This window comes from Parasaccharibacter sp. TMW 2.1888 (genome assembly GCF_023167265.1).
GTDB classification, from domain to species: domain Bacteria; phylum Pseudomonadota; class Alphaproteobacteria; order Acetobacterales; family Acetobacteraceae; genus Bombella; species Bombella apis.
The window spans coordinates 1,592,014-1,613,328 of record NZ_CP030979.1; the positions used below are offsets into that span (position 1 = coordinate 1,592,014).

Annotated in this window: 16 protein-coding genes and 1 pseudogene; 15 read left to right on the plus strand and 2 right to left on the minus strand. The window is 62.5% G+C overall.

Annotated features, from left to right (window positions below):
- The first annotated feature begins 12 nt into the window (after positions 1-12).
- The 9 genes from DTQ13_RS07230 (at position 13) to DTQ13_RS07270 (ending at position 9,948) form a co-directional block, all read left to right on the plus strand.
- The gene (locus DTQ13_RS07230) at positions 13-1,188 is read left to right on the plus strand and encodes a deoxyguanosinetriphosphate triphosphohydrolase (RefSeq protein WP_192848015.1); all 1,176 of its coding nucleotides are present in this window, start codon (positions 13-15) and stop codon (positions 1,186-1,188) included.
- A 180-nt stretch (positions 1,189-1,368) separates the two neighbouring features.
- On the plus strand, positions 1,369-3,180 hold the full coding sequence (gene argS, locus DTQ13_RS07235) for an arginine--tRNA ligase (RefSeq protein WP_408902115.1): 1,812 nt from the start codon (positions 1,369-1,371) through the stop codon (positions 3,178-3,180).
- Positions 3,181-3,183: 3 nt separating this feature from the next.
- A complete protein-coding gene (locus DTQ13_RS07240; RefSeq protein WP_052349121.1) occupies positions 3,184-4,362 on the plus strand; it encodes an SPOR domain-containing protein in 1,179 nt (392 codons plus the stop codon).
- 18 nt (positions 4,363-4,380) lie between these two features.
- Positions 4,381-5,142 carry a ScpA family protein gene (locus DTQ13_RS07245; protein ID WP_081562984.1) on the plus strand — a complete coding sequence of 254 codons (762 nt, stop codon included), beginning with the start codon at positions 4,381-4,383 and terminating at the stop codon, positions 5,140-5,142.
- On the plus strand, positions 5,135-5,767 hold the full coding sequence (gene scpB, locus DTQ13_RS07250; RefSeq protein ID WP_081562985.1) for an SMC-Scp complex subunit ScpB: 633 nt from the start codon (positions 5,135-5,137) through the stop codon (positions 5,765-5,767). Before DTQ13_RS07245 ends, scpB begins: the two co-directional genes overlap by 8 nt.
- Positions 5,768-5,783: 16 nt before the next feature.
- On the plus strand, positions 5,784-6,407 hold the full coding sequence (tatB, locus tag DTQ13_RS07255; protein ID WP_248460439.1) for a Sec-independent protein translocase protein TatB: 624 nt from the start codon (positions 5,784-5,786) through the stop codon (positions 6,405-6,407).
- A gap of 112 nt (positions 6,408-6,519) precedes the next feature.
- Positions 6,520-7,302: a twin-arginine translocase subunit TatC gene (gene tatC / locus DTQ13_RS07260; protein ID WP_043561487.1), complete on the plus strand. Its 783-nt coding sequence runs from the start codon at positions 6,520-6,522 to the stop codon at positions 7,300-7,302.
- Positions 7,303-7,381: 79 nt separating this feature from the next.
- Positions 7,382-8,647 (plus strand): serine--tRNA ligase, encoded by a 1,266-nt coding sequence (serS, locus tag DTQ13_RS07265; protein WP_248460440.1) that lies wholly within the window; start codon positions 7,382-7,384, stop codon positions 8,645-8,647.
- Between the two features lie 194 nt (positions 8,648-8,841).
- Positions 8,842-9,948: a hypothetical protein gene (locus DTQ13_RS07270; protein ID WP_248460441.1), complete on the plus strand. Its 1,107-nt coding sequence runs from the start codon at positions 8,842-8,844 to the stop codon at positions 9,946-9,948.
- 69 nt (positions 9,949-10,017) lie between these two features.
- Here DTQ13_RS07270 and DTQ13_RS07275 read toward each other — a convergent pair.
- Positions 10,018-12,506, minus strand: a pseudogene (locus DTQ13_RS07275) (helicase-related protein).
- Between the two features lie 194 nt (positions 12,507-12,700).
- On the opposite strand from DTQ13_RS07275, the gene DTQ13_RS07280 reads away from it, so the two are divergent.
- The 3 genes from DTQ13_RS07280 to DTQ13_RS07290 all read left to right on the plus strand — a co-directional run bounded on the left by DTQ13_RS07280 (position 12,701) and on the right by DTQ13_RS07290 (position 17,311).
- A complete protein-coding gene (locus tag DTQ13_RS07280; protein WP_081562988.1) occupies positions 12,701-13,594 on the plus strand; it encodes a ferredoxin--NADP reductase in 894 nt (297 codons plus the stop codon).
- A 203-nt stretch (positions 13,595-13,797) separates the two neighbouring features.
- The gene (gene gorA, locus DTQ13_RS07285; RefSeq protein ID WP_248460442.1) at positions 13,798-15,189 is read left to right on the plus strand and encodes a glutathione-disulfide reductase; all 1,392 of its coding nucleotides are present in this window, start codon (positions 13,798-13,800) and stop codon (positions 15,187-15,189) included.
- A 28-nt stretch (positions 15,190-15,217) separates the two neighbouring features.
- Complete coding sequence (locus DTQ13_RS07290) at positions 15,218-17,311, plus strand: FUSC family protein (protein WP_086431122.1); 2,094 nt, start codon at positions 15,218-15,220, stop codon at positions 17,309-17,311.
- A 76-nt stretch (positions 17,312-17,387) separates the two neighbouring features.
- Here the strand turns inward: DTQ13_RS07290 and DTQ13_RS07295 are convergent, their stop codons facing one another.
- On the minus strand, positions 17,388-17,834 hold the full coding sequence (locus tag DTQ13_RS07295) for a hypothetical protein (protein ID WP_043560745.1): 447 nt from the start codon (positions 17,832-17,834) through the stop codon (positions 17,388-17,390).
- Positions 17,835-18,120: 286 nt separating this feature from the next.
- On the opposite strand from DTQ13_RS07295, the gene DTQ13_RS07300 reads away from it, so the two are divergent.
- The 3 genes from DTQ13_RS07300 to DTQ13_RS07310 all read left to right on the plus strand — a co-directional run bounded on the left by DTQ13_RS07300 (position 18,121) and on the right by DTQ13_RS07310 (position 21,286).
- Positions 18,121-19,500, plus strand: a complete 1,380-nt coding sequence (locus DTQ13_RS07300; protein WP_043560743.1) for a class II 3-deoxy-7-phosphoheptulonate synthase — start codon at positions 18,121-18,123, stop codon at positions 19,498-19,500.
- Between the two features lie 59 nt (positions 19,501-19,559).
- Positions 19,560-20,735: a nicotinate phosphoribosyltransferase gene (locus DTQ13_RS07305; RefSeq protein WP_043560740.1), complete on the plus strand. Its 1,176-nt coding sequence runs from the start codon at positions 19,560-19,562 to the stop codon at positions 20,733-20,735.
- A gap of 107 nt (positions 20,736-20,842) precedes the next feature.
- Complete coding sequence (locus DTQ13_RS07310) at positions 20,843-21,286, plus strand: hypothetical protein (RefSeq protein WP_248461242.1); 444 nt, start codon at positions 20,843-20,845, stop codon at positions 21,284-21,286.
- The last annotated feature ends 29 nt before the right edge of the window (positions 21,287-21,315 follow it).

The window sequence follows — 21,315 nt, forward strand, 5'->3', positions numbered from 1 at the left end:
TGGGGATGGCAGATGGAAATGGCCAGATACGCAGTGCAGCGGCAGGGTGCCCGTGGGCGTCAGTTCACGGAGGAGGAGAGCCAGACCCGCACGCCGTGGCAGCGTGACAGGGACAGGGTGCTTCATTCATCCGGTTTCCGCCAGCTGCAGTACAAGACGCAGGTCTTCCTCAATCACGAGGGGGATTTCTTCCGTACCCGCCTGACCCATTCGCTGGAAGTTGCCCAGATTTCCCGTTCCATTGCCCGGACACTCGGTGTCAACGAGGACCTTGCGGAGGTGATCGCCCTGGCGCATGACCTTGGCCATACGCCTTTCGGTCATGCCGGTGAGGATGCGTTGCAGGCCGCCATGAAGGACTGGGGCGGGTTCGACCACAATATCCAGTCCCTCCGGCAGGTCACCGAGATCGAGGCCCGCTATCATGGTTTCGACGGCCTCAACCTGACATGGGAAACGCTGGAGGGGCTGGCGAAACATCACGGGCCTGTCCGCCGTCCTGCACCGTGGCTGGCCAGTTTTGATGGGCGCTACCCGCTGGAACTCTCCAGCCATGCCTCCGTGGAAGCGCAGATCGCCGCCATCTGTGACGACGTGGCCTATCACGGGCATGACCTTGATGATGGTCTCCGTGCCGGTCTTCTGAGTTTTGAGGACATCGAGGCGGTTCCCCTGCTGAAAACCTGCCTCGAGGAGGCCCGGTCTCTGAACTGGTCAGGGCATGGAGCGTTCGACCGTGACCAGCGTATCCGTCATGAAACGGTCCGGCGTGTCATCAATCGGCTCGTCAGCGACCTGATTGAACAGAGCCGGAAAGCTCTGGATGAGCTGAAGCCGCAGAGTGCCGATGACGTACGCCATGCGGGTCGTGCCATCGTCGAATTCTCTCCGGAAATGGCAGACCGGAACAAGGAAATCCGCACATTCCTTCACGCCCGGATGTATCGCCACTGGCGTGTCCGGCGGATGACCCGCAAGGCCCGCATCGCTCTGGCCGACATATGTGCCATTCTGGGGGATGAGCCGGAACTTCTGCCCACGCCCTGGCAGGAGCTGGCCCTGGAGCGGCGACGTGCAGGCAACGAGGCTGCTGCACGTCGTGTCGTGGCTGATTATATTGCCGGGATGACAGACCGTTTCGCCATGGAGGAACATCGCCGCCTGATGGACCTGTCCGTTCTGGGGTAAGAGGTTGCAAGAATCGCCTGTTCTGGCAGCGAGTGCCTGCTGGGCTGTTCCAAAAAGAGGCGGTGGCTTTTATAGTGGCACGGAGCAAGGATGGCAGGCAGTTCTGGTGGCCTGTCATGTAGTGGATCATGACCCCCTTTCAGGGGATTTTGACAGGTTGGATAGAGAAAGTTGCAGAATATGGCCGGCATTGCCCCGACAGCATCATCCCCGGATTGTCTTTTCGCCATCATGCGGGAGAAGGTCGTAACAGCTCTCAAGGCCGTTCTGCCAGACCTGCCGGACGATGTCGCAGCCCGGGTGGAGGTCACGCCTCCCCGTGATGCCGCCCATGGGGACATGGCCACCAATGCCGCCCTGCTGGCCGCCAAGCCCGCAAGGCGCAAGCCGTTCGAAATCGCCAGGGAGCTGGTGGCCGAGCTGGCCGCCCTGCCGGAGATCGCCCATGTGGAGATGGCCGGTCCGGGCTTCGTGAACATGACGCTGAAGCCGGAGCTGTTTCACGATGTCGCCCGGGCCGTGCTGAAGCGTGGGGCCGCCTATGGGCGGTCCACCCTCGGGGCGGGGCGCCGTGCCAATGTGGAATATGTGTCCGCCAACCCGACAGGCCCGATGCATGTCGGTCATTGCCGTGGTGCTGTTGTAGGGGATGCGCTGGCCAACCTGCTGGAGGCGGCAGGTTTCAGGGTCACACGGGAGTATTATGTCAATGATGCCGGGGCACAGGTCATCGCCCTGACATGGGCCGCCTACTGGCGCTACCTTCAGGCCATCGGTACGGATATTCCTGCCGAGGAATTCGGAGAGCTGGCACCCAGCGGACTGCAATATCAGGGTGAGTATCTCATTGCCGTCGGGCAGGCGCTGGCCGAAAAGCATGGCCGCTCCCTCGCATCCGCCGATGGTGGCGTGGCCCCGGTCGAGACATGGTTCGAGACCGTCCGTGCGGAAGCCCTTGAGCACATGATGGGCATGATCCGGGATGACCTTGCCGCTCTGGGTATCCATCACGAGATTTTCAGCAGCGAGGCCGAAGTGCTGAAGAGCGGCGAGGTTGATGCCGCCATTGCCAGCCTTGAGGCGCGTGGCCTGCTTTACGAAGGCGTGCTGGAGCCCCCCAAGGGCAAGAAGCTGGAAGACTGGGAAGCCCGCCCGCAGACGCTGTTCCGTTCCACCGAATTCGGTGACGATCAGGACCGTGCCCTGCGGAAGTCTGACGGCTCCAACACCTACTTCGCCAATGATGTCGGCTATCACGCCCGCAAGGCGTCCCGCTCCGATCTGCTGATCGATGTTCTGGGAGCTGACCATGGCGGGTATGTCTCCCGCATGAGGGCTGCCGTCGCCGCCCTGACGGAAGGGAAGACGGATTTTGAGGTCGTCATGTGCCAGATCGTCCGTGTGGTGAAGGACGGTGAGCCGGTGCGCATGTCCAAGCGGGCCGGGACCTTCGTCACGCTGCGGGATCTGATTGATGAGGTGGGCCGGGATGCCGTGCGCTTCACCATGCTGACCCGCAAGGCCGATGCGCAGATGGAGTTCGACCTGAACGCCGTCGTGGCGCAGACCCGGGACAACCCGGTCTTCTACGTCAACTATGCCCATGCACGCTGCCGGTCCGTCCTGCGGTTGGGAGAAGAAACCTATGGTGCCGCCGCCGTGACGGACGAGGCGCTCGCCGGGCAGGACCTGTCCATCCTGACGGCGGATGAAGAGCTGGCCGTCCTGCGCCGCATTGCCAGCCTGCCACGGCAGGTCGAGGCTGCCGCTCTTGCCCGGGAGCCGCACCGCATCGCCACATACTGCATCGATCTGGCATCGGACTTCCATGCGCTCTGGAACCGGGGACGTGAGGAAACCAGCCTGCGTTTTATCCAGGATGATGCACCGGAGGCCAGCAAGGCCCGGCTGGCCCTTGTGGCCGCCATTGCCTCAACATTGCGGATCGGCCTTGGCATCCTTGGTGTCGAAGCCGTAGAGGAGCTGCGCTGAACCATGTCCATGCCGGACGATCACCATAACGACATAGCGCCCCCTCAGGCTGATGACCGCCTGGGGGGAGGAAGCCGCAGGCCGCCCCGCAGCCGCCCTGATGAATCTCGGGGAGAACGGGCCGAGGTACGGTCAGGCCTGCTGGCGTCGCTCATGGGGGGGCAGTCCGGCACACGGGGATTGATGCTGCTTGGCGTGATCGGGGCTGCGCTGCTGCTGGGGATTGGTGGGGTCTGGAGCTGGATGGCCAGCCATCATCCGTCTGGTGTTCCGGTCATCGGTCCGCCACCTTACCCTGTGAAGGATCGTCCGGCTGATCCGGGTGGCATGATGGTCATGGGTGATGACACCACGAAGAGCGATGTGACCGGTCGTGGAGCCGTGCATCTGGCTCCCCCGCCTGAACAGCCGGATGCCAGCCTGCTGGCCGGTCGTCTGGCACCGTCCGCCTCCGGGCCCGGGGCAGGAGAAGCGGCCCAGAAGGTAGCGTCTGCCAATAGCGGGCCGGCAGGGGATGCAGTGTCGCCCGGGAAACAGGTGGCTGCCCCCGGAGGGGACGCGGATGCTGGAAAAGGTGGCGTGACCCAGGGCGGGGACATCCAGAGCACGTCCCTGCCGCCAGATGATACGGCGGATCAGACGGCAAAGGGAGATGTGGCGGATAAGGGGGCGTCCTCAGCCACAGTGTCCGCACCGAAGAAGCGTGAGCCATCATCCGATGCTGGGGATGAGGCCGATGAGGCGGACAACAGCCCGGATGAGGCCAGCAGCAGGGTGGAGACGCCAAAGCGGAAGACACCGCCGGCCCGCAAGGCTGCTGGGGATGATGTGTCTGATGAGGCGTTGCCGCCGCCTGTACCCGCCCGGGCAAAGCCTGCCACCCCGATGGTGTCTTCTGAGGGACCTCGCAGAAAGGCTGCTGAAACAGGTGCGGCAGGGCGGTATGAGGTCCAGCTTGCTGCTCTGGCCAGTGAGGATCAGGCCCGGCAGGAATGGAGCCGCCTGCGCCACAGGCTGCCCGACCTTCTGGGAGGGTATGATCCGGTCTACCGGAAGGTGGAACGGGACGGGAAAACCTTCATTCGGCTGCGCATAGGCGGGTTCGAAGACAGGGCGGCGGCACGCCAGCTCTGTGTCCGGCTGCATGCACAGGCACAGGCCTGCGCCGTGGCGACGAACTGATCGTGGCAGCATCAGCCAGTGAGTGACGCATTGCATCTCGTGCTGGAGGGATTCGAGGGACCGCTGGACCTTCTGCTTGACCTTGCACGTTCCCAGAAGGTGGACCTCCAGCAGATTTCCATTCTCCAGCTCAGTGAGCAGTATCTGGAGGTTGTGGAGCGGGCCCGGCAGGGGGCGGCGGCGTTGCGGCTGGAAATTGCGGCGGACTGGCTCGTCATGGCAGCCTGGCTGGCGTGGCTGAAGTCCCGCCTTCTTCTGCCCTCGGCCGAGCAGGATGATGAAGCGGAGGATGCTGCGGGCCAGCTGCATGAGCGGTTGATCGACCTGGAGCAGATGCACCGGGCGGCCGCCTGGCTGGAGGAACAGCCACGGCTGGGACGGGATGTTTTCGCCCGGGCCGAGGCGGAAAATCACACACGGATTGAAATGGCACCGCTGAAGGGGGATGTGCCATCCCTTGTTCTGGCCTATCTGGCGGCACGGCGGCGGGGAGGGCGCAAGCGGACCTATTCCCCCCGTGTGGCACGGTACTGGAGTGCCCAGCAGGCGCGGGAGGCTCTGGCTCGCCTGCTGGGGCGCAGGCGGGTGGCAGGCTGGCAGTCCCTGACAGATGTTCTGCCAGAGCTGATGGAAGGTGGAGCGCTGGAGAAGCGGGCTGCTTTGGCCGGTGCCCTGATGGCCGGGCTGGAAATGGCTCGTGGCGGCAGGCTGGAGCTGCGGCAGGACAGGGCCTTCGGCACTATTGAATGGCGGGAAAGAGAGGAGACCGGGCATGAATGAGAGAGGGCCAGCCTTTCAGGAGCTCCCGCCGGACATGGCCGGGCAGGATGAGTTTGCCAGAGCTGTAAGCCTCGTGGAGGCTCTGCTTTTTGCCAGTGCAGGGCCGGTGACGGCCAGCAGCATTGTGGGGCTTCTGCGGGAGCAGGGGCTGGAGGCACAGGCCGACAGTCCGGGTGCCGTGCTGGATGGGGTAGCCCAGCGGTACAGGGGCCATGCGGTGGAGCTTCAGGCCATTTCCGGTGGCTGGCAGTTTCGGACGAGAGCCATGTTCGGCCCGGCTCTGGCACGGGTGATCGAGCGGCCGAGACGGCTGAGCCAGGGGACACTGGAGGCTCTGGCCATCGTGGCCTATCACCAGCCCTGCACCCGGGTGGAGATCGAGACGATCCGCGGGGTCCGGCTGGGGCAGAGCATTCTTGATACATTGCTGGAGGAAGGGCTGATCACGCCCAAGGGTCGCAAGGAGGTACCGGGCCGTCCCGTACTGTGGGGAACGACGCCCCAGTTCCTGAAACTGTTTGGCCTTGCAAGCCTTGCAGACCTGCCCCGTAGGGAGGAATTGCTTTTCGAGCCTTCTTCCGATGGGGCGGGAACTGGGCTAGAAGACACCATACAGCCTTCATGAGGGGAGATGGCCACCGATGTTCGACCTGAGCTGGACAGAAATTGCCCTTCTGGTGATCGTGGCCCTCGTCTGCATCGGCCCCAAGGACCTTCCGGTAGCCATGCGGACCCTGTCCAGAGCCATAAAGGGCATCCGTCGGTTGGGGGCAGAGTTCCAGCAGCATATTGATGAGATGGTCAAGGAGGCGGATCTCAGCGAGGCGAGGGACCAGCTGCGGGAGATCAGGCAGTTCAGCCCACGGGAGCAGCTGCGCAGGGCCATTGACCCGGACCGCTCGCTGGACAGGCAGCTGGATGTTGGGCGGCAGGAAGGGATGCCCATGGCGCCTCCACCGCCACCACCACCTCCTCCACCACCGCCCGCACCGGGCAGTGAGGAGTTGGGGGGCTCCCGGTCCCATGTTCCCCCCACCCAGCCTCATAACGCCCGTATGCAGGCACAGGCGGAAGCGCTGGAGCGTGCCCCGGCCATCCTTCCTCCGACAACAGCCCTGCGGTTGATCGAGGAATCCCGTTATTGGCACCGTCCGGCATTTCTTCCGCCGGAGATTGCCCTGCATAATGGTCGTCGTGCGGCCATCCTGACAGCAGCCCAGCCCTCTGAGAGCATGAAAGGAGAGCCGCAGCATGGTTCAGCCTGAGACATCCGGTGATACGGCACGGACACCCGCCCAGAAGGTGGAGCAGCCTGCTGGGGTGCCGGGGGGCGGAACGGTGTCGGGGCAGGAGCGCAGCGTGGCCGGTGATACGCCCATGCCCCTGCTTGATCATCTGATGGAACTGCGGCGGCGGCTCATCTGGTCTCTGGCAACCTTTGTGGTGGCCTTTCTCGTCTGCTATCATTTTTCCGGCGAGATATACCGGTTTCTGGCGGCGCCTCTGGCCAGCATCATGCGGCAGAAGGGCGAGCAGCCGCATCTCATCTATACCGCCCTGTACGAGGCTTTCTTCACCTATGTGCGTGTGGCCGTGTTCGGGGCGTTCTTCCTGTCTTTTCCCATGATGGCCATCCAGGCATGGATATTCATTGCGCCGGGTCTGTACCGCAATGAGAAGAAGGCGTTCGCCCCGTTCCTGATCGCCACGCCGCTGCTGTTTCTGGCCGGGGCGGCGCTGGCCTATTATCTGGTCTTTCCGTTTGCGTGGAAGTTCTTCCTGTCCTTCCAGCAGCTTGGTGGTGAGAACCAGATGGGGATTGAACTTCAGGCCCGCGTGTCGGAATATCTGAATCTGGTCACGAAGATGATCATGGCCTTTGGCATCTGTTTCGAGCTGCCTGTGGTGCTGACCCTTCTGGTCCGGGCCGGACTGGTGGGTACGGCCCTGCTGCGGCGCATCCGCCGTTATGCCTATGTAGGTGCCTTCGCCATTGCGGCGGTCATCGCCCCGCCGGATGCCATCACCATGCTTGGGCTGGCCATACCGCTGGTCGGGCTGTACGAGGTGTCCATCCTTGCCGCCCGCATGGTCGAGCCGAAGCCGGTTACGGCCGATGACGATGATGAGGCCCTGCCCGAGCGTGGGGACGCCGCCTGAAGGCGACATTTCCCCGGCAGGGGAAACTGGTATAGACAGACCCTGACAGTTGTAGAGACCCAGCGGAGTATCCCGACCCATGCATGATCTCAAAGCCCTACGTGCAGACCCCGCCGCTTTTGATGCCGCCCTTGCCCGTCGTGGCCTGCCCGCCGTGGCTGAATCCCTCGTGGAGGAGGATGAGCGGCGTCGTGCCGCCCTGGCCGAGTTGCAGGAGGCACAGGGGCAGAGAAAAGGGCTGGCCAAGGAAATCGGACAGGCCAAGCGCAAAGGTGAGGATACGGCTGGGATTGAGGCTCGTGGTGCTGCCCTTCGGGACCAGATCGCCACTCTGGAAGCCCGTGCCAATGAGATACAGAAGCGTATCGATGATGTGCTCCAGCAGCTGCCGAATCAGCTGGATGCAAACGTGCCTGATGGCCGGGATGAAAACGACAATGTGGTCGTGCATCAGCGGGGGGAGGTGCCGTCCTTCGCTTTCGAGGCGAAGCAGCATTTCGAGCTGGGCGAGGCTCTGGGCCTGATGGACTTCCCTTCTGCGGGAAAGATCGCCGGGTCCCGTTTCGTGATGCTGCGGGGCGCCCTGGCCCGGCTGGAGCGGGCACTGGGGCAGTTCATGCTGGATACCCATACGGGTGAATTCGGTTATGAGGAAGTGACTGTCCCTCTGCTCGTCAATGATGCAGCCATGTATGGCACGGACAAGCTGCCGAAATTTGCCGAGGATTCCTTCCATACCGATGATGGCCGCTGGCTGATCCCGACCGGTGAAGTGCCGCTGACGGCCTCCGTCATGGGGGACATCCTGCCCGCCGAGAGCCTGCCACGCCGCATGACGACCCTTTCCACCTGTTTCCGGTCCGAGGCCGGGTCGGCAGGGCGGGACGTGCGGGGGATGCTCCGTCAGCACCAGTTCACCAAATGTGAGCTTGTGTCCGTCGTGGCACCGGAGGAGAGCGAGGCGGAGCATGAGCGCATGACCCGTGCTGCCGAAGCGGTGCTGGAAAGGCTGGGCCTGCCCTTCCGCCGGGTGCTGCTCTGTGCCGGGGATACGGGCTTTGGTGCGGCAAAGACGTACGATCTGGAAGCCTGGCTGCCGGGGCAGCAGGCATGGCGTGAGGTGTCGTCCTGCTCCAACACGAGGGATTTTCAGGCCCGCCGCATGAATGCCCGGATGCGCCGGGAGAAGACGACGGTTTTCGTCCATACCCTCAACGGCTCCGGCCTTGCTGTGGGCCGGGTCATGATCGCCCTGATGGAAGTCCACCAGCAGGAAGATGGCAGCATCAGGGTGCCGGAGGTTCTGCGCCACTACATGGGTGGTCTGGACGTCATCCGGGCCTGAAAAAGCAGGAGGGATCATCCGTATCGGCTGGGATAGGGATGATTGCCTGATGGTGTTTGAGGCCTGAAAAATATTTCCATTGAGTCATGAGCCTGCTTGCTGGTCAGTGGCGGGGGCCTGTGATAGATGTCGTGGACTTGATCATGTGCAGGCGGCATGGACGCTCTGGCATATTTTGTTTTTCAGGATAACTCATGACACTGCTTCGTTCTCTGGGATGTGCCTTTGCTGTGGGTACATTGGCCCTGTCTGCCTGCTCATCATCTATCGGGCCACACAACATGCGGCGCGACCGGCTGGATTATGAGAAGGAGATGAGTCGGCAGCAGAATCAGGAGATGCTCTTCAACATCGTGCAGCTCCGCTATTCCCTGTCACCTACATTGATCGAACCGACACAGATCATCTCGGCCTATACGGCAGAGACGAATACCAGTGCGAACATCAGCGGTACGCCCTGGATTCAGGGTGCCGGGGGAACACTGGGCGGCTCGCTGGGCTATTCCTATAGTGACAGCCCGACGGTGACGTATCAGCCGGTTTCCGGGATGCAGTTCTCGGTCAACATCCTGCGGCCCATCTCACCGCAGACGCTTCTGCCGCTGATTTCCAGCGGTCTGCCGGTCGATACGCTGTTGCAGATGACGATGCAGTCCATCGGTCCAGCCAGCAACACGACCAGCACGATTGCCGGGACGGAAGGCAAGGAAGCTTCCATCCGTTTCACCTATCTGCTGCGGGCACTGCGGAAACTCCAGGCAGGCAATGCGCTGAGTATCCGGAGCATTGCGCCGACACCGGCGACCAAGACGCAACCCGCTCAGCCAGAACGGACCTTCATCCTGCTGCCCCACAGCAGTGCGCCGGAGATTACCGAGCTTCAGGGGCAGGTGCGGCAGGCTCTCCAGCTTCCGCCGGGCTGTGAGCAGGCTGAGGTCATCTATGGCCGTACGGCGGATCATCCGGGCCAGGTGGCGATGGTGACACGTTCCATGCTGTCGATCTGGGAAGACGTTGCGAGCACGATGGAAGTGCCGCAGAAGATGGTGGACAAGGGGATCACGGCTCCGTCCGTGGTCCGTGGTCCGAACGAACCGCAGCCGGCCATCATCATTCATTGCAGTCCGGAGAAACCCAGCAACGAGCAGGCTTACACGTCCGTCGAGTATGAGGGATCATGGTACTGGATTGCCAAGGATGACCTGGCCAGCAAGCTGGCTTTTTCGATGCTCCAGTTCATTCATGCCATTGCAGAGACAGCTTCTGCCAAGGGGGCCATGGTCACCATTCCCAGCCGCTGAGGCTGACTGGCTGACCTGAAACAGGAACGGGCGTGCCTTGTGAAAGGCCCGCCCGTTTTTTGTGGTGGATTATTCCTTCCTGCGCCGTTTGTGTGGTTTGTTCTTTCCGAAACCTCCACCAGCCTTGCCTCGTGGTCCTTTGGGCCGACCATGGTTTTCCTGCCGCCCGGGAGGGCCAGTCCGGCGGCCCTGATGACGGCGGGAGGATTCACGCATCCGGCTCTGGGTGCGGAGAACCTGTTCGATCCATTCATCAAGAATGGCGGCATTGCGTTCGGCAACGATGAGTTCCGGATAGTTCTCCGGGAAGCGCATGGCCAGCCACCGCCATGTGACAAGGCGACGATGGCGTTTCTCGGCCCGTTCCAGCTCTTCCCGCCCGGCCGTGGCCGCAGCGGGGAGGCGGCCCGTGCCGGGGGGGAAGATGCGCTGCCCACGGGCATGGAGGGCGGCCCATTCCACAAGGCGGGGGATGCCGTTGTCCCGTGTGTTGATCGGGCACATGGCGTAGGTCCAGCGGGTGGAGAGGTCCAGCCCGTCCACGCCTTCCAGTGCGGCGGCAATTTCCAGAGCCTGCTCCATGTCGGCCAGACGGTAATTTGGGTCATCGGGGCGGAGGACGGCCCGCTTGATGCGGGTCAGCACGCCGTAAAGGCTGTCTGATCCCATTTCCTGCGCAACGGCCTGCACGATGTCCGCATCGGGCTGGACGAGGGGACGGAGTTCCAGCGTGGGTTCCGGCGGAGCGTCCAGCATCTGGCGGATGAAGCTGGGGCGGCCTGCCCCTTCCAGCACGCAGACCAGTCCTTCCTCATGCTTGCCGAAACGGCCTGCCCGTCCACCGATCTGTTTGACTTCCTGCGAGACAAGGTTGCGTGTCTGCCGTCCGTCATATTTGCGCAGCGTGCTGAACACCACCCGGCGGATGGAGAGGTTGAGGCCCATGCCGATGGCATCCGTCGCGATGAGGATGTCTGCTTCACCCCGGTTGAAGCGGGCGGCCTCGGCCCGGCGGACTTCCGGGCTTAGGGCACCATAGATGACGGCGACCCGGCGGTTATGGGCCATCAGTTCGGCCCGGAGGTCCAGCACGTCCCGGCGGGAAAAGGCGATGAGGGCATCACCGGCCCGCAGGTCCGTCAGGGCCAGTGTTCCGGCGGGGCGGAGCGGGCTTTTGCGCTCCAGATGGATCTCATCCACCGGGTCATTGCAGAGTTCGGCAATGCGCTTGACGAGCGGGATGCAGTCCGCCGCTCCGAGGATGAAGACGTGCCGTGCCGGAACGCCCATGATGGCGGCCGTCCACGCCGCTCCCCGGTCCGGGTCGCTGAGCATCTGGGCCTCATCGATGATGGCTACGTCAACAGGGTTGCTGAAGGGGCACATCTCCACCGTGGCGGCCAGATGGCGGGCCGTGGGGTCGATGATGCGTTCTTCTCCGGTTGTCAGTGAGGCCGGAACACCCCGGCTGAGCATGGCTTCCCGGAATTCATGGGCCAGCAGCCGCAGGGGGCGAGGGCCAGACCGCTCTCTGCCTGGGCGAGGGCCTCCAGTGCCGTGTGGGACTTGCCGGAATTGGTAGGGCCGGTCACCAGCGTGATGCGGCGTTTCAGCGCACGGGCAGTGCGGAAATGGGCGGCGAAGCGGTCCAGTGCGGCGACACGGGCGATGGCCGCATTGCCCTTGCGGGCCTGCGGGCTGTCATCATAGCCGTCACTCTCCTTCTGGCCCGTGCCACGTCGCCAGCTGTTGAGCAGGGGGCGGCATTTTTTCAGCTCTGCCGGGTCGAAATGGAAAATCTCCAGCCCGTCCGGCTGCATGTCCCGCTTGGCGACGGGGATGCGGTTCTCGGCGATCCAGCGCAGGGCTTCCCGGCGGGAGCAGTGCAGCAGGGCGGGAACCTTCTCGAAGCCGACAAGGGTGGCTTCCCAGTCCCTGATCTTCTGGAGTTCCCGTGCCCGGCGGGCTTCGGCCCTGGCCCGGATATCTTCCTGCTCCCGTGCCCGGCGTTCCTCCTCAAGGATCATCTCATCCTCGAAGCCAAGGTCCACGCCACCAAAGGCCCGGGCGATGCTGTGGGAGAGCCGTTCAATCTGCGTGCCGGAGAGGAAGGTGCCGACATCGGCAAAGTCCGCCCGCATGTCGTCCAGCACCCGCAGGGGGGTGTCTGCCATGTCCCGCCAGCGTTCTTCCAGCACGCTTTCCAGCACGGCGTTCTGGCCGTTCTCGTCAATCAGCGGATCGCTGATGCGTTCGGCCGCCAGAAGGACATCGGCCTTGCGGACCCAGACATCTCCGTTGCGATGGGCACGGTTCATCATGCCACTGGCCCAGCTGCGGCGGCGGACCTGGCAGAGCGCATGGAGCAGCTCGGCCTCGTTGATCTCCGTCTTGTCGGCTCCCAGCCGGCGGGCGACCTGCCGCAGGAGGGAGGCCCGTTCCCGTGGGGTGATGGCCAGGTGCGCCCCAAAGGCAGATTCAGCCTGTTCGAGGGCACGCTCTGCCGGGGAGGCGGGGGTGAAGGAGGAGGGATCGTGGGGCTGGGAACTGTCTGTCATGCAGGTGTTTTCAGGAGGGCAGGGCCGGGAAGTCAAGAGAAAAGGGGGCATGGCGTCCCGTTTCTGGTGACAATCGGGTAAAAGAAAGGCATGTTGTCGAACATGCCGGTCGGTGCCCCCGGTCTCCGGGTGGTGCCGTGCCCTGTTGACTGAACATGATGTGATTTTTGCATTTCTGGAGATGACGACGGATCATGAGCACGCCTTACCCCGCTGAATCCGCCCCCACACCCGTGATTGATGAGCCGTTGACCGGCCTTGTCCCCTTTGAAGGGCATGAGGGCCAGTATCGCCTTGCCGAACCGACCAAGGAATATGGTCACCTCTATCCGGCCAAGGTCCAGCAGGTCCATCACTGGACGAACCGCCTTTTCAGCTTTACAACGACTCGTGACCCTGGCCTGCGTTTCTCCAACGGCCAGTTTGCGATGATTGGCATCGAGGTGGAGGGCAAGCCGCTGCTGCGTGCCTATTCTCTTGCTTCCGCCAACTATGAGGACCAGATGGAGTTCCTCTCCATTGCCGTGGAGAATGGCCCGCTGACCTCCCGCCTGCGTCACGTCAAGGTGGGTGACACGGTGCTGATCGGCCGCAAGCCGGTGGGGACCCTGCTGCTGGACAACCTGAAGCCGGGCCGCAATCTGTATTTCCTCTCCACCGGGACAGGTCTTGCGCCGTTCCTGAGCCTCATCAAGGACCCGGACGCCTATGACCGTTATGAGAACGTGATCCTCACCCATACGGTGCGTGAGCGTGGCGAGCTGGCCTATCGTGATTACATCACGAACATCCTGCCCAAACATGAGTTCCTCGGTGAGGATGTGGCCGCCAAGCTGAAATATTATCCGGCTGTCACCCGTGAGGAGTTCCCCGTGCAGGAGCGCATCACGGCCCTGATCAATAACGGGCGCATCTTCCGTGACCTGAACATTGACGAGCTGGACCCCGAGCATGACCGCGTGATGATCTGCGGGTCCCCGGAGATGCTGGCCGATACCCAGAAGCTGCTGGAAGAGCGTGGCTTTGAGGAAGGCAACATGAGCCGTCAGGGCTCCTATGTGGTCGAAAAGGCTTTTGCCGAGCGGTAAAGGCGAGGCTGTAAAATCAGCGGACCCGTAAGCGGGCAGGTTCGAGCGGGTATGAGTAGGCGATGTGTGGCGGGGCCCCTCACGCATCGGTGAAGCCCCTCGGGCCTGCCCGTTCTGCTATCTGGTGGAAACGGGTCATGCAGGTGTGGCGATAATCAGGGCCTGTTTCCCCTGGCTGAAGGGGGAGAGGTGGGAGGAACGTTATGCAGGATTATGATCTCTTTGTGATCGGTGCGGGGTCGGGCGGGGTGCGCTGCGCCCGCATTGCAGCCCAGAATGGTGCCCGTGTGGGCATTGCCGAGCGCAGACATTGGGGTGGTACCTGTGTCAATCTGGGCTGTGTTCCCAAGAAGCTGATGGTCTATGCAGCCGAAACGGGCCGGATGATCGAGGATGCCCCGGCGTTCGGCTGGGATGTGCAGCGCCCGTCCTCCTTTGACTGGTACGGCTTCCTTGCCGCCAAGGACCGGGAAATCGAGCGGCTGAATGGCATTTATGTCTCCATGCTGGAGAAGGCCGGGATCGACCTCTACACGGGTGATGCCCGGCTGCTGGATGCCAATACGCTGGAGATCGGCCCGTCCGTTCTGGCACCGGAGGCTCCGGTCCAGCGCATCCGGGCCAGGAAGATCGTGCTGGCACCCGGCTCCACCCCCGTGCGGCTGGATATTCCGGGTGCTGAGCTGGTCATTACCTCTGATGAGCTGTTCCATCTGCCCGAGCGGCCCCAGAGGGTTGCCATCATTGGCGGCGGTTATATCGGGGTGGAATTCGCCGGGATTCTGGCGGGCATGGGCTCGCAGGTGGACCTGTTCTACCGCCAGCCCCTGCCACTGCGTGGATTTGATGAGGAAGTCCGTACGCATCTCAGGGAGCTGATCGACCTGCATGGCATCACCCAGCATCCGGGCACCTCGCCGGTCCGTCTGGAGGATATTGGTGGCGGCAGGGCCGTCCGTCTGGTGATGGATGACGGGGCCTCTTACGAGGTCGATGCGGTCATCATGGCTACGGGGCGCCGGGCTGCCGTGGATTCCCTGGGGCTGGATGCCGCAGGTGTGGCGGTGGAGAAAGGACATGTCGTGGCGGGGGTGGATGGCAGGACCAATGTGCCCTCCATCTATGCCATCGGGGATGTCAGGGATCAGTACAACCTGACCCCTACTGCCATTGCGGAAGGTCACATGCTGGCCGAGCAGCTCTTCAATCCGCAGGGGCGGACATGGTCCTTCGAGACCCTGCCGAAGGCCGTCTTCTTCTCATCCCCCGTGGGTGTCGTGGGGATGAGCGAGGAAGAGGCAGCCAAAACGCATGATCTTGCCATCTATACGTCCCGCTTCACCCCCATGCGGCAGACGCTGCCCAAACGGGCGGGGAAGATACTGATGAAGCTGGTGGTGGACCGCCACAGTGATGTGGTGCTGGGTGCCCACATGGTCGGGCCGGATGCTCCTGAGATCATCCAGATGCTGGCCATTGCCGTGACGGCGAAGCTGACAAAGAAGCAGCTGGACCAGACCGTGGCCCTGCACCCCAGCACGGCAGAGGAGTTCGTGACGATGAGGACGCCCACCCGTCTGGTGGACCGCCACTGAACGGGCTGGCAGGAGGGCAGGGCGGATCATGAACTGGCTCAAGTTACAGCCGAATACCCTGAGTGCCGTTCTGTTCTCCCTGCGGACGACCATCGCCTCGCTTGTGGCGCTTGCCATCGCCTTCTGGATGGAGATGGGATCGCCCCAGTGGGCTGCCATGACGGTCTGGATCGTGGCGCAGAATTCCCGTGGGATGAGCCTTTCCAAAGGGCGCTGGCGCATTGCCGGAACCCTGCTGGGCATGGTGGGAGGCATCAGCCTGATAGCGGTAGCCCCGCAGCATCCGTGGATTTTCTTTGTGTTGCTGGCCGGCTGGGTTGGCTGGTGTACCGGCATGGCCTGCATGCTGGAGAATTTCCGGGGTTATGCCATGGTTCTGGCCGGTTATACCGGGGCCATCATTGCTGTCGGTGCTTCGGAACATCCCGATCAGGTCTTCTATATTGCCATGGCCCGCGGGTCTTACATCCTGCTGGGTGTGGTGTGTGAAATGGTGGCAGGAATGGTCACCGTGCCGGGGGCAGACCGGGTGGCCCGTACGGACCTCCAGCAGCGTATGGCTGCCCTGCTCAGCCAGACAGCCGCGGCTCTGGCCCTCATCCTGCGTCAGGACGAGAAGGGTGTGGCGGAGATGACCCGCATTCTTGGCTCGTTGCAGGGGTTCAATGATCAGCTTGAATTCATCCGTATTGATTCCCGTCATGCAGGCGAAGAGGCGGATCAGGCCTATGTGACGCTGGAGCGTGTGTCCTTCGTGCTGGCCCGTGGGGTGGGGGTCCGCTCCCGTCTTGCATCAGCACCGCACATACCGGCCCGGCTGGCAGCCGGCCTGGAACGTGTCGCCGGGGAGCTGGATGGCATCGCAGCCCTGCTCAGGCAGGACACGGCTCATGTCATGGCTGGGCTGGGCCAGCTTGAAACCATGCTCCAGGAAAATCATGACGAGCTGGAACGCTGCCTCTCCCGGGATGATGAGGATGCTCTCCAGCAGGGTATTGTTGGGGTAGGGGTGGAGATCATGCTCATTGATTTCCGCTCGGCGGTGGAGTCCCACTATGCAGGTCTGCGGAAACTGCCCGCCCTGAAACGCCATCGCATAAAACGTCAGGCGGATGGGCGGCTTGCAACCATCAACGCCATCCGGGCTGCCGTGGCCATATTGATCGGCGCCTTTGTCTGGGAGGTGACGGCATGGTCCTATGGGGGGGCTTACATGAGCCTGCTCAGCGTGGTGTGCGCCCGGTTCGCAATCATGAACAACATGATCCTGATCAGCAAATATTTCTTCTATGGGGCTGTCTGCTCCGTACTGGCCAGCATCATTCCGGTTTTCCTGGTCATGCCCATCACGTCGGACTATGCCGTTTTCGCCATACCGGTTGCCGTGCTGATGTTCCTCGGGGGGCTGGCACTGCGTATACCCGCTCTGGCAGGGGTTGCAGCGTCCTATGTCAATTTCTTTCCGTGGGTTCTAACTCTGGACAATCAGGCCAGGGTGGATGAGGTGACATGGTTCAACCAGTCACTTGCCCTGTTGCTTGCCTTGTGGAGCGGTGTGCAGGTGTTCCGCACGGTTCTGCCTTTCTCCGTGACACAGGCATGGGCACAGTTGCGGCGGCAGCTGGTCAAGGAGATTCAGAAGCTGAAAGAGCCCCTGCGGGGACGGGCCCAGACCCAACGGCTCTGGACCAACGAGACAACCCTGCGGATGGAGCAGATCATCCGTTTTGCGGGCCAGATCCCGCAGGATGAGGTTGACAGCATGATTCGTGGCACGCTGGCCGTCATGACGGTCGGGCGGAACCTGTTGACCCTGCGGGACCTTGTTGCGCTCGGGCGTCTGCCCCCAAGTGCCCTGGCCGCCGGGGAGCATATGGTCCGGGACATCATCCATCTGACTGAACAGGGGCAGGAAAGCAACCCGATGACGGTGGAAGAGTTCACGCAGGAACAGGCCCATCTGGAAACTGTCTTCCATGGCAGTAGAGGGCTGTCCCGCCGGCGGGACCTTGCTGCCGGGATAGGCTGCCTCAGGATCATCCGCTTTGAGTATCAGACAAGCCGGACGTTCTTTCTCAGGGGGTATGGCGCCGCAGCAGGGCAGGTACTGGGGGCAGGATGAAAAAAAGCCCCGTCTCCCAGTGGGGAGACGGGGCTTTTCCGGGGGCGGGCTGACCGTTTACAGGTCGCTTTTCCCCTCAGAAACCATTGCCGCGCGGGGCGACCCAGCCATTGCCGGTAGCGTCACCCACCTGGCCACTCTGGATGGGGTTGGTATCCTGATAGGAGCTGCCGAATTTGCCGAGATTGCTGCCCGTGACAGCATCACGGTTGGAGCGGAGATGGGCCTCGTGCTCCGGGTCCGGGCCATTTTCGAACTCCGTGGAGGGAACATCCTGATAGCCCGGCGGCGGCGGACGATGCCCCCGGGCACGGAAGTGCTCACCACCTTTCACGGCGTTTTTCTGTGCCTGCTGGGCAGCCTGTTTTGAGGAGGTAGTGGCGGGGTTGTCCTGATAGGGGGTGCTGAAGTGGACCGTCTGGGCCATGGCACCCGGCATAGCAGCCGGAACAAGAGCCGCAAGACCGAGGGCAGCCGTCACGGCTGTCAGGCATCTGGAGACTGAATGAAAAGGCGAAGCCATGTGTGTTCTGTTCCTGCGTAGATGGGAAGTACTTCCTTCCCCCATATATCCTTTCAGGCGGCGGGATGATCAAGTCTTTTCAGGGTAAAATGATGAAGGAACCGCAGGGCGGTCATGGCATGGCCGCATGGGCGAAAGGAGCCGGGTTGAATATTTTGCGGCCTCCTCTACCATTCAGCGGGCATTTCGGTCATAAAATCACCCACTGGAATGACAGCTCCAACCATTACGTTACGGGCGGCCCATCCCATGAGCAGGGTCGCTTCCCTTGTCGCAGGAGAACAAGATGCAGCAGTCAGACGGGCACAGCAGCACGACACAATGGTCACCGGCCAGCTGGCGCCTGCGTCCGATCCGTCAGGCCCCGACCTATGAGGATGGGGCAGCCCTTGCCGCAGTGGAAGAACGTCTGCATCGCTATCCGCCGCTCGTTTTTGGCGGGGAGGCCCGCCGCCTGAAAGAGCGTCTGGCGGCTGCCTCCCGCGGGGAGGCCTTCGTTCTTCAGGGAGGGCCTTGTGCCGAAAGTTTCGGGGAGTTCACCGGGGACATCATCCGGGATACGTTCCGTGTCCTGTTGCAGATGGCTGCCATCCTGACCTTCTCCGCCAAGGTTCCGGTCGTGAAGATCGGGCGCATGGCCGGGCAGTATGCCAAGCCCCGTTCTTCCGATGTGGAGAAGCGGGATGGCGTGGAGCTGCCCTGCTACCGTGGTGACAATGTCAATAGTCCGGAATTCACTGCCGAGGCCCGCAGGCCGGACCCGGCCCGTATGGAGATGGGCTATTTTCAGGCGGCAGGCGTGCTGAACCTGCTGCGGGCCTATTCCCGGGGCGGGTTTGCCAATCTGCATGACATCCATCGCTGGAATCTGGACTATGTCCGCAACTCCCCGCAGGGTGAGCGTTATGAGCAGCTGGCCTCCCAGGTGGAGGATACGCTGGCCTTCATGAAAGCCTGTGGCGTGGAGGACAATGCCCCGCATTACGACGAGGTGGAGTTCTATACCTCTCATGAGGCCCTGCTCCTGCCGTATGAGCAGGCTCTGGCCCGTGTGGATGAGGTGACAGGCCGCCATTATGGCCTGTCGGCCCATTTCCTCTGGATTGGCGACCGTACCCGCCAGCCGGAGGGGGCGCATGTGGAGTTCCTGCGTGGGGTGGACAACCCGATCGGCATCAAGGTCGGGCCGACCACGACCATTGAGGACCTTCAGAAACTTCTGGAAATCCTTAATCCGCAGGATGAAGCAGGCCGCATCACGCTCATTTCCCGCATGGGTCACAGCAAGGTGCGTGAGCTCCTGCCCCCGCTGCTGGAGGCCGTGCGCAGGACAGGCCGGACCGTGACATGGATATGTGACCCCATGCACGGCAACACCACCACGTCGTCCAACAAATACAAGACCCGTGCTTTCGAGCATGTTCTGGACGAGATCATGGGCTTCCTTGATGTGTTCGAGCAGGCCGGTGTGGTGCCCGGTGGTATCCATCTTGAGATGACCGGCAGCGACGTGACGGAATGTACGGGTGGTCCCCGGTGTCTGACGGATGCCGATCTGCCGACCCGGTACACGACATTCTGTGACCCGCGGCTGAATGCCGAGCAGTCTCTGGAGATCGCCTTTCAGCTTTCAGACCGGCTGAAGCGTATTTTCGGAAAACGCTGAAGGTGTCCGCCCGGCCGTAAGCGCAGGATCGGCCCAGTTCTGTCAGGGGAGACAGCGTGATGAGTTGGAAACAGACTCTCGAGCAGGCCCGCAGCCCGCAGGAGGCGTTGGATGCGCCGCAGATCGAGGGACGGACGGATGCCTATTTCCTGCGGATGCGGGACATCGTCAGCCAGTTTGGCGATTGTGAGGTCACCTATGCCGTGTTCGTCCGCCGTCCAGTCGTGGCGGCCTATGGGCTGGCCCTGCAATGGGTGCAGAATGTCGCCCGTCATCAGGGTTTTTCCGTCAGGATCACGGAGGTGCATCCAGAAGGTACATGGGTCGGAGCAGGGGATCCGCTCTTCTATCTGACAGGGTCGCTTGTTGCGCTGGCGCCGTTGGAGACGTTGCTGCTCCAGAAGACGGGTGCTGCCTGCGTGGCAGCTCATAACGCCTACCAGATGGCCCTTGCCCTGCCGAAGGTGCCTTTTCTGGCGATGGATGCCCGTCACTGTGCCGGTGGTGAGATGCAGGAGCTGATGGCCTATGCTGCTGCCGTGGGGTCACGGGCGGCACAGGCGGAAGGGGCCGTGGGCTTCATCGGCAATGCCAACCATGCCACGGCCCGTTTTTTCGGGCAGGAGCGTGGATTGGGGACCATGCCTCATGCCTTCATCGGTTATGCCGGGTCTACCCTGCGGGCGGCGGAAATGTATGTGGAGCGTTTCCCTGATGAACCTTTGACTGTGCTGGTGGACTATTTTGGGCAGGAAGTGACGGACATGCTGGAAGTCTGTCGCCGCTTTCCGGAAAGGGCCGCCGCAGGTGAGTTGAGTGTGCGGCTGGACACGCACGGAGGGCGCTTCCTCGAAGGGCTGGACCCGCAGCGTTCCTATGAGGTGCTGGAGCGGAACACGCCAGGCACCATCCGCCGCTACCGGTCGGAAAAGGAGCTGCGCTATCTGGTAGGGACGGGCGTTTCTGCGGCCGCCATCTGGCGGATGCGGGAAGCGTTGGATGAGGCAGGTTTTCCGAAGGTGAAAATTGTCGTTTCGTCCGGGTTCGGTATTTCCAAATGCATGGCCATGCATGATGCTTCTGCACCGATCGACATTGTGGGGACGGGGTCGTTCCTGCCGGATCGTTGGTCAGAAACCTACGCCACGGCTGACATCGTTTCCTACGACGGTGAGCCGAGGGTGAAGATCGGGCGTGAGTTCCTTCTTCAGAAAATTCAGGAAAGGGCCGGATGATGAATGACGAGGATAAAGAAGCCAGACGGGCTTTCATCAATGGAATCCGGGGCGGAGAAAGCGGGCAGAGTACTGAGGAAGCCGTGCAGGCAGAGGCCGAGGCAACCATGAAGCAGGATGAAGCCGGTTGGGTTGTCCGTATTCTGGATCAGTCCGGCGCCAGTGAGGGTGACGATGATGTGGTGGAAGAGGTGAAGGGCTTCTTCGACCTCGCCCATGCCAACGCCTTTGCCCGGGCCTATGTGCGGGACAGCATCGAGCGGTGCCGTGTCCCCGGTGCGGCGGATCGGGATGTGTTGCAGAGCTGGTTTGCTTTTGGCGAGAATGCCGAGGTCGTGGATGCTGGGGAAGACGGATGGAAGTCCAGCACGGAACTGGATGATTTCGTTTCCAGCCCGGCCACGCCGATGGAACGTGACTGGCGGGCACTGGACCCCCGCCGCCTCGTGAGTGACGAGGAGCTGGCCGGACCGCCTGATGAGGACGGTCAGGATGATGATGAGGCCTTCGTGGCGGAGGTCATCCGCCGCCGTCAGGACGGGCAGCAGTAAGGGACCGGGAACCGGTCCTGCAGCCATGC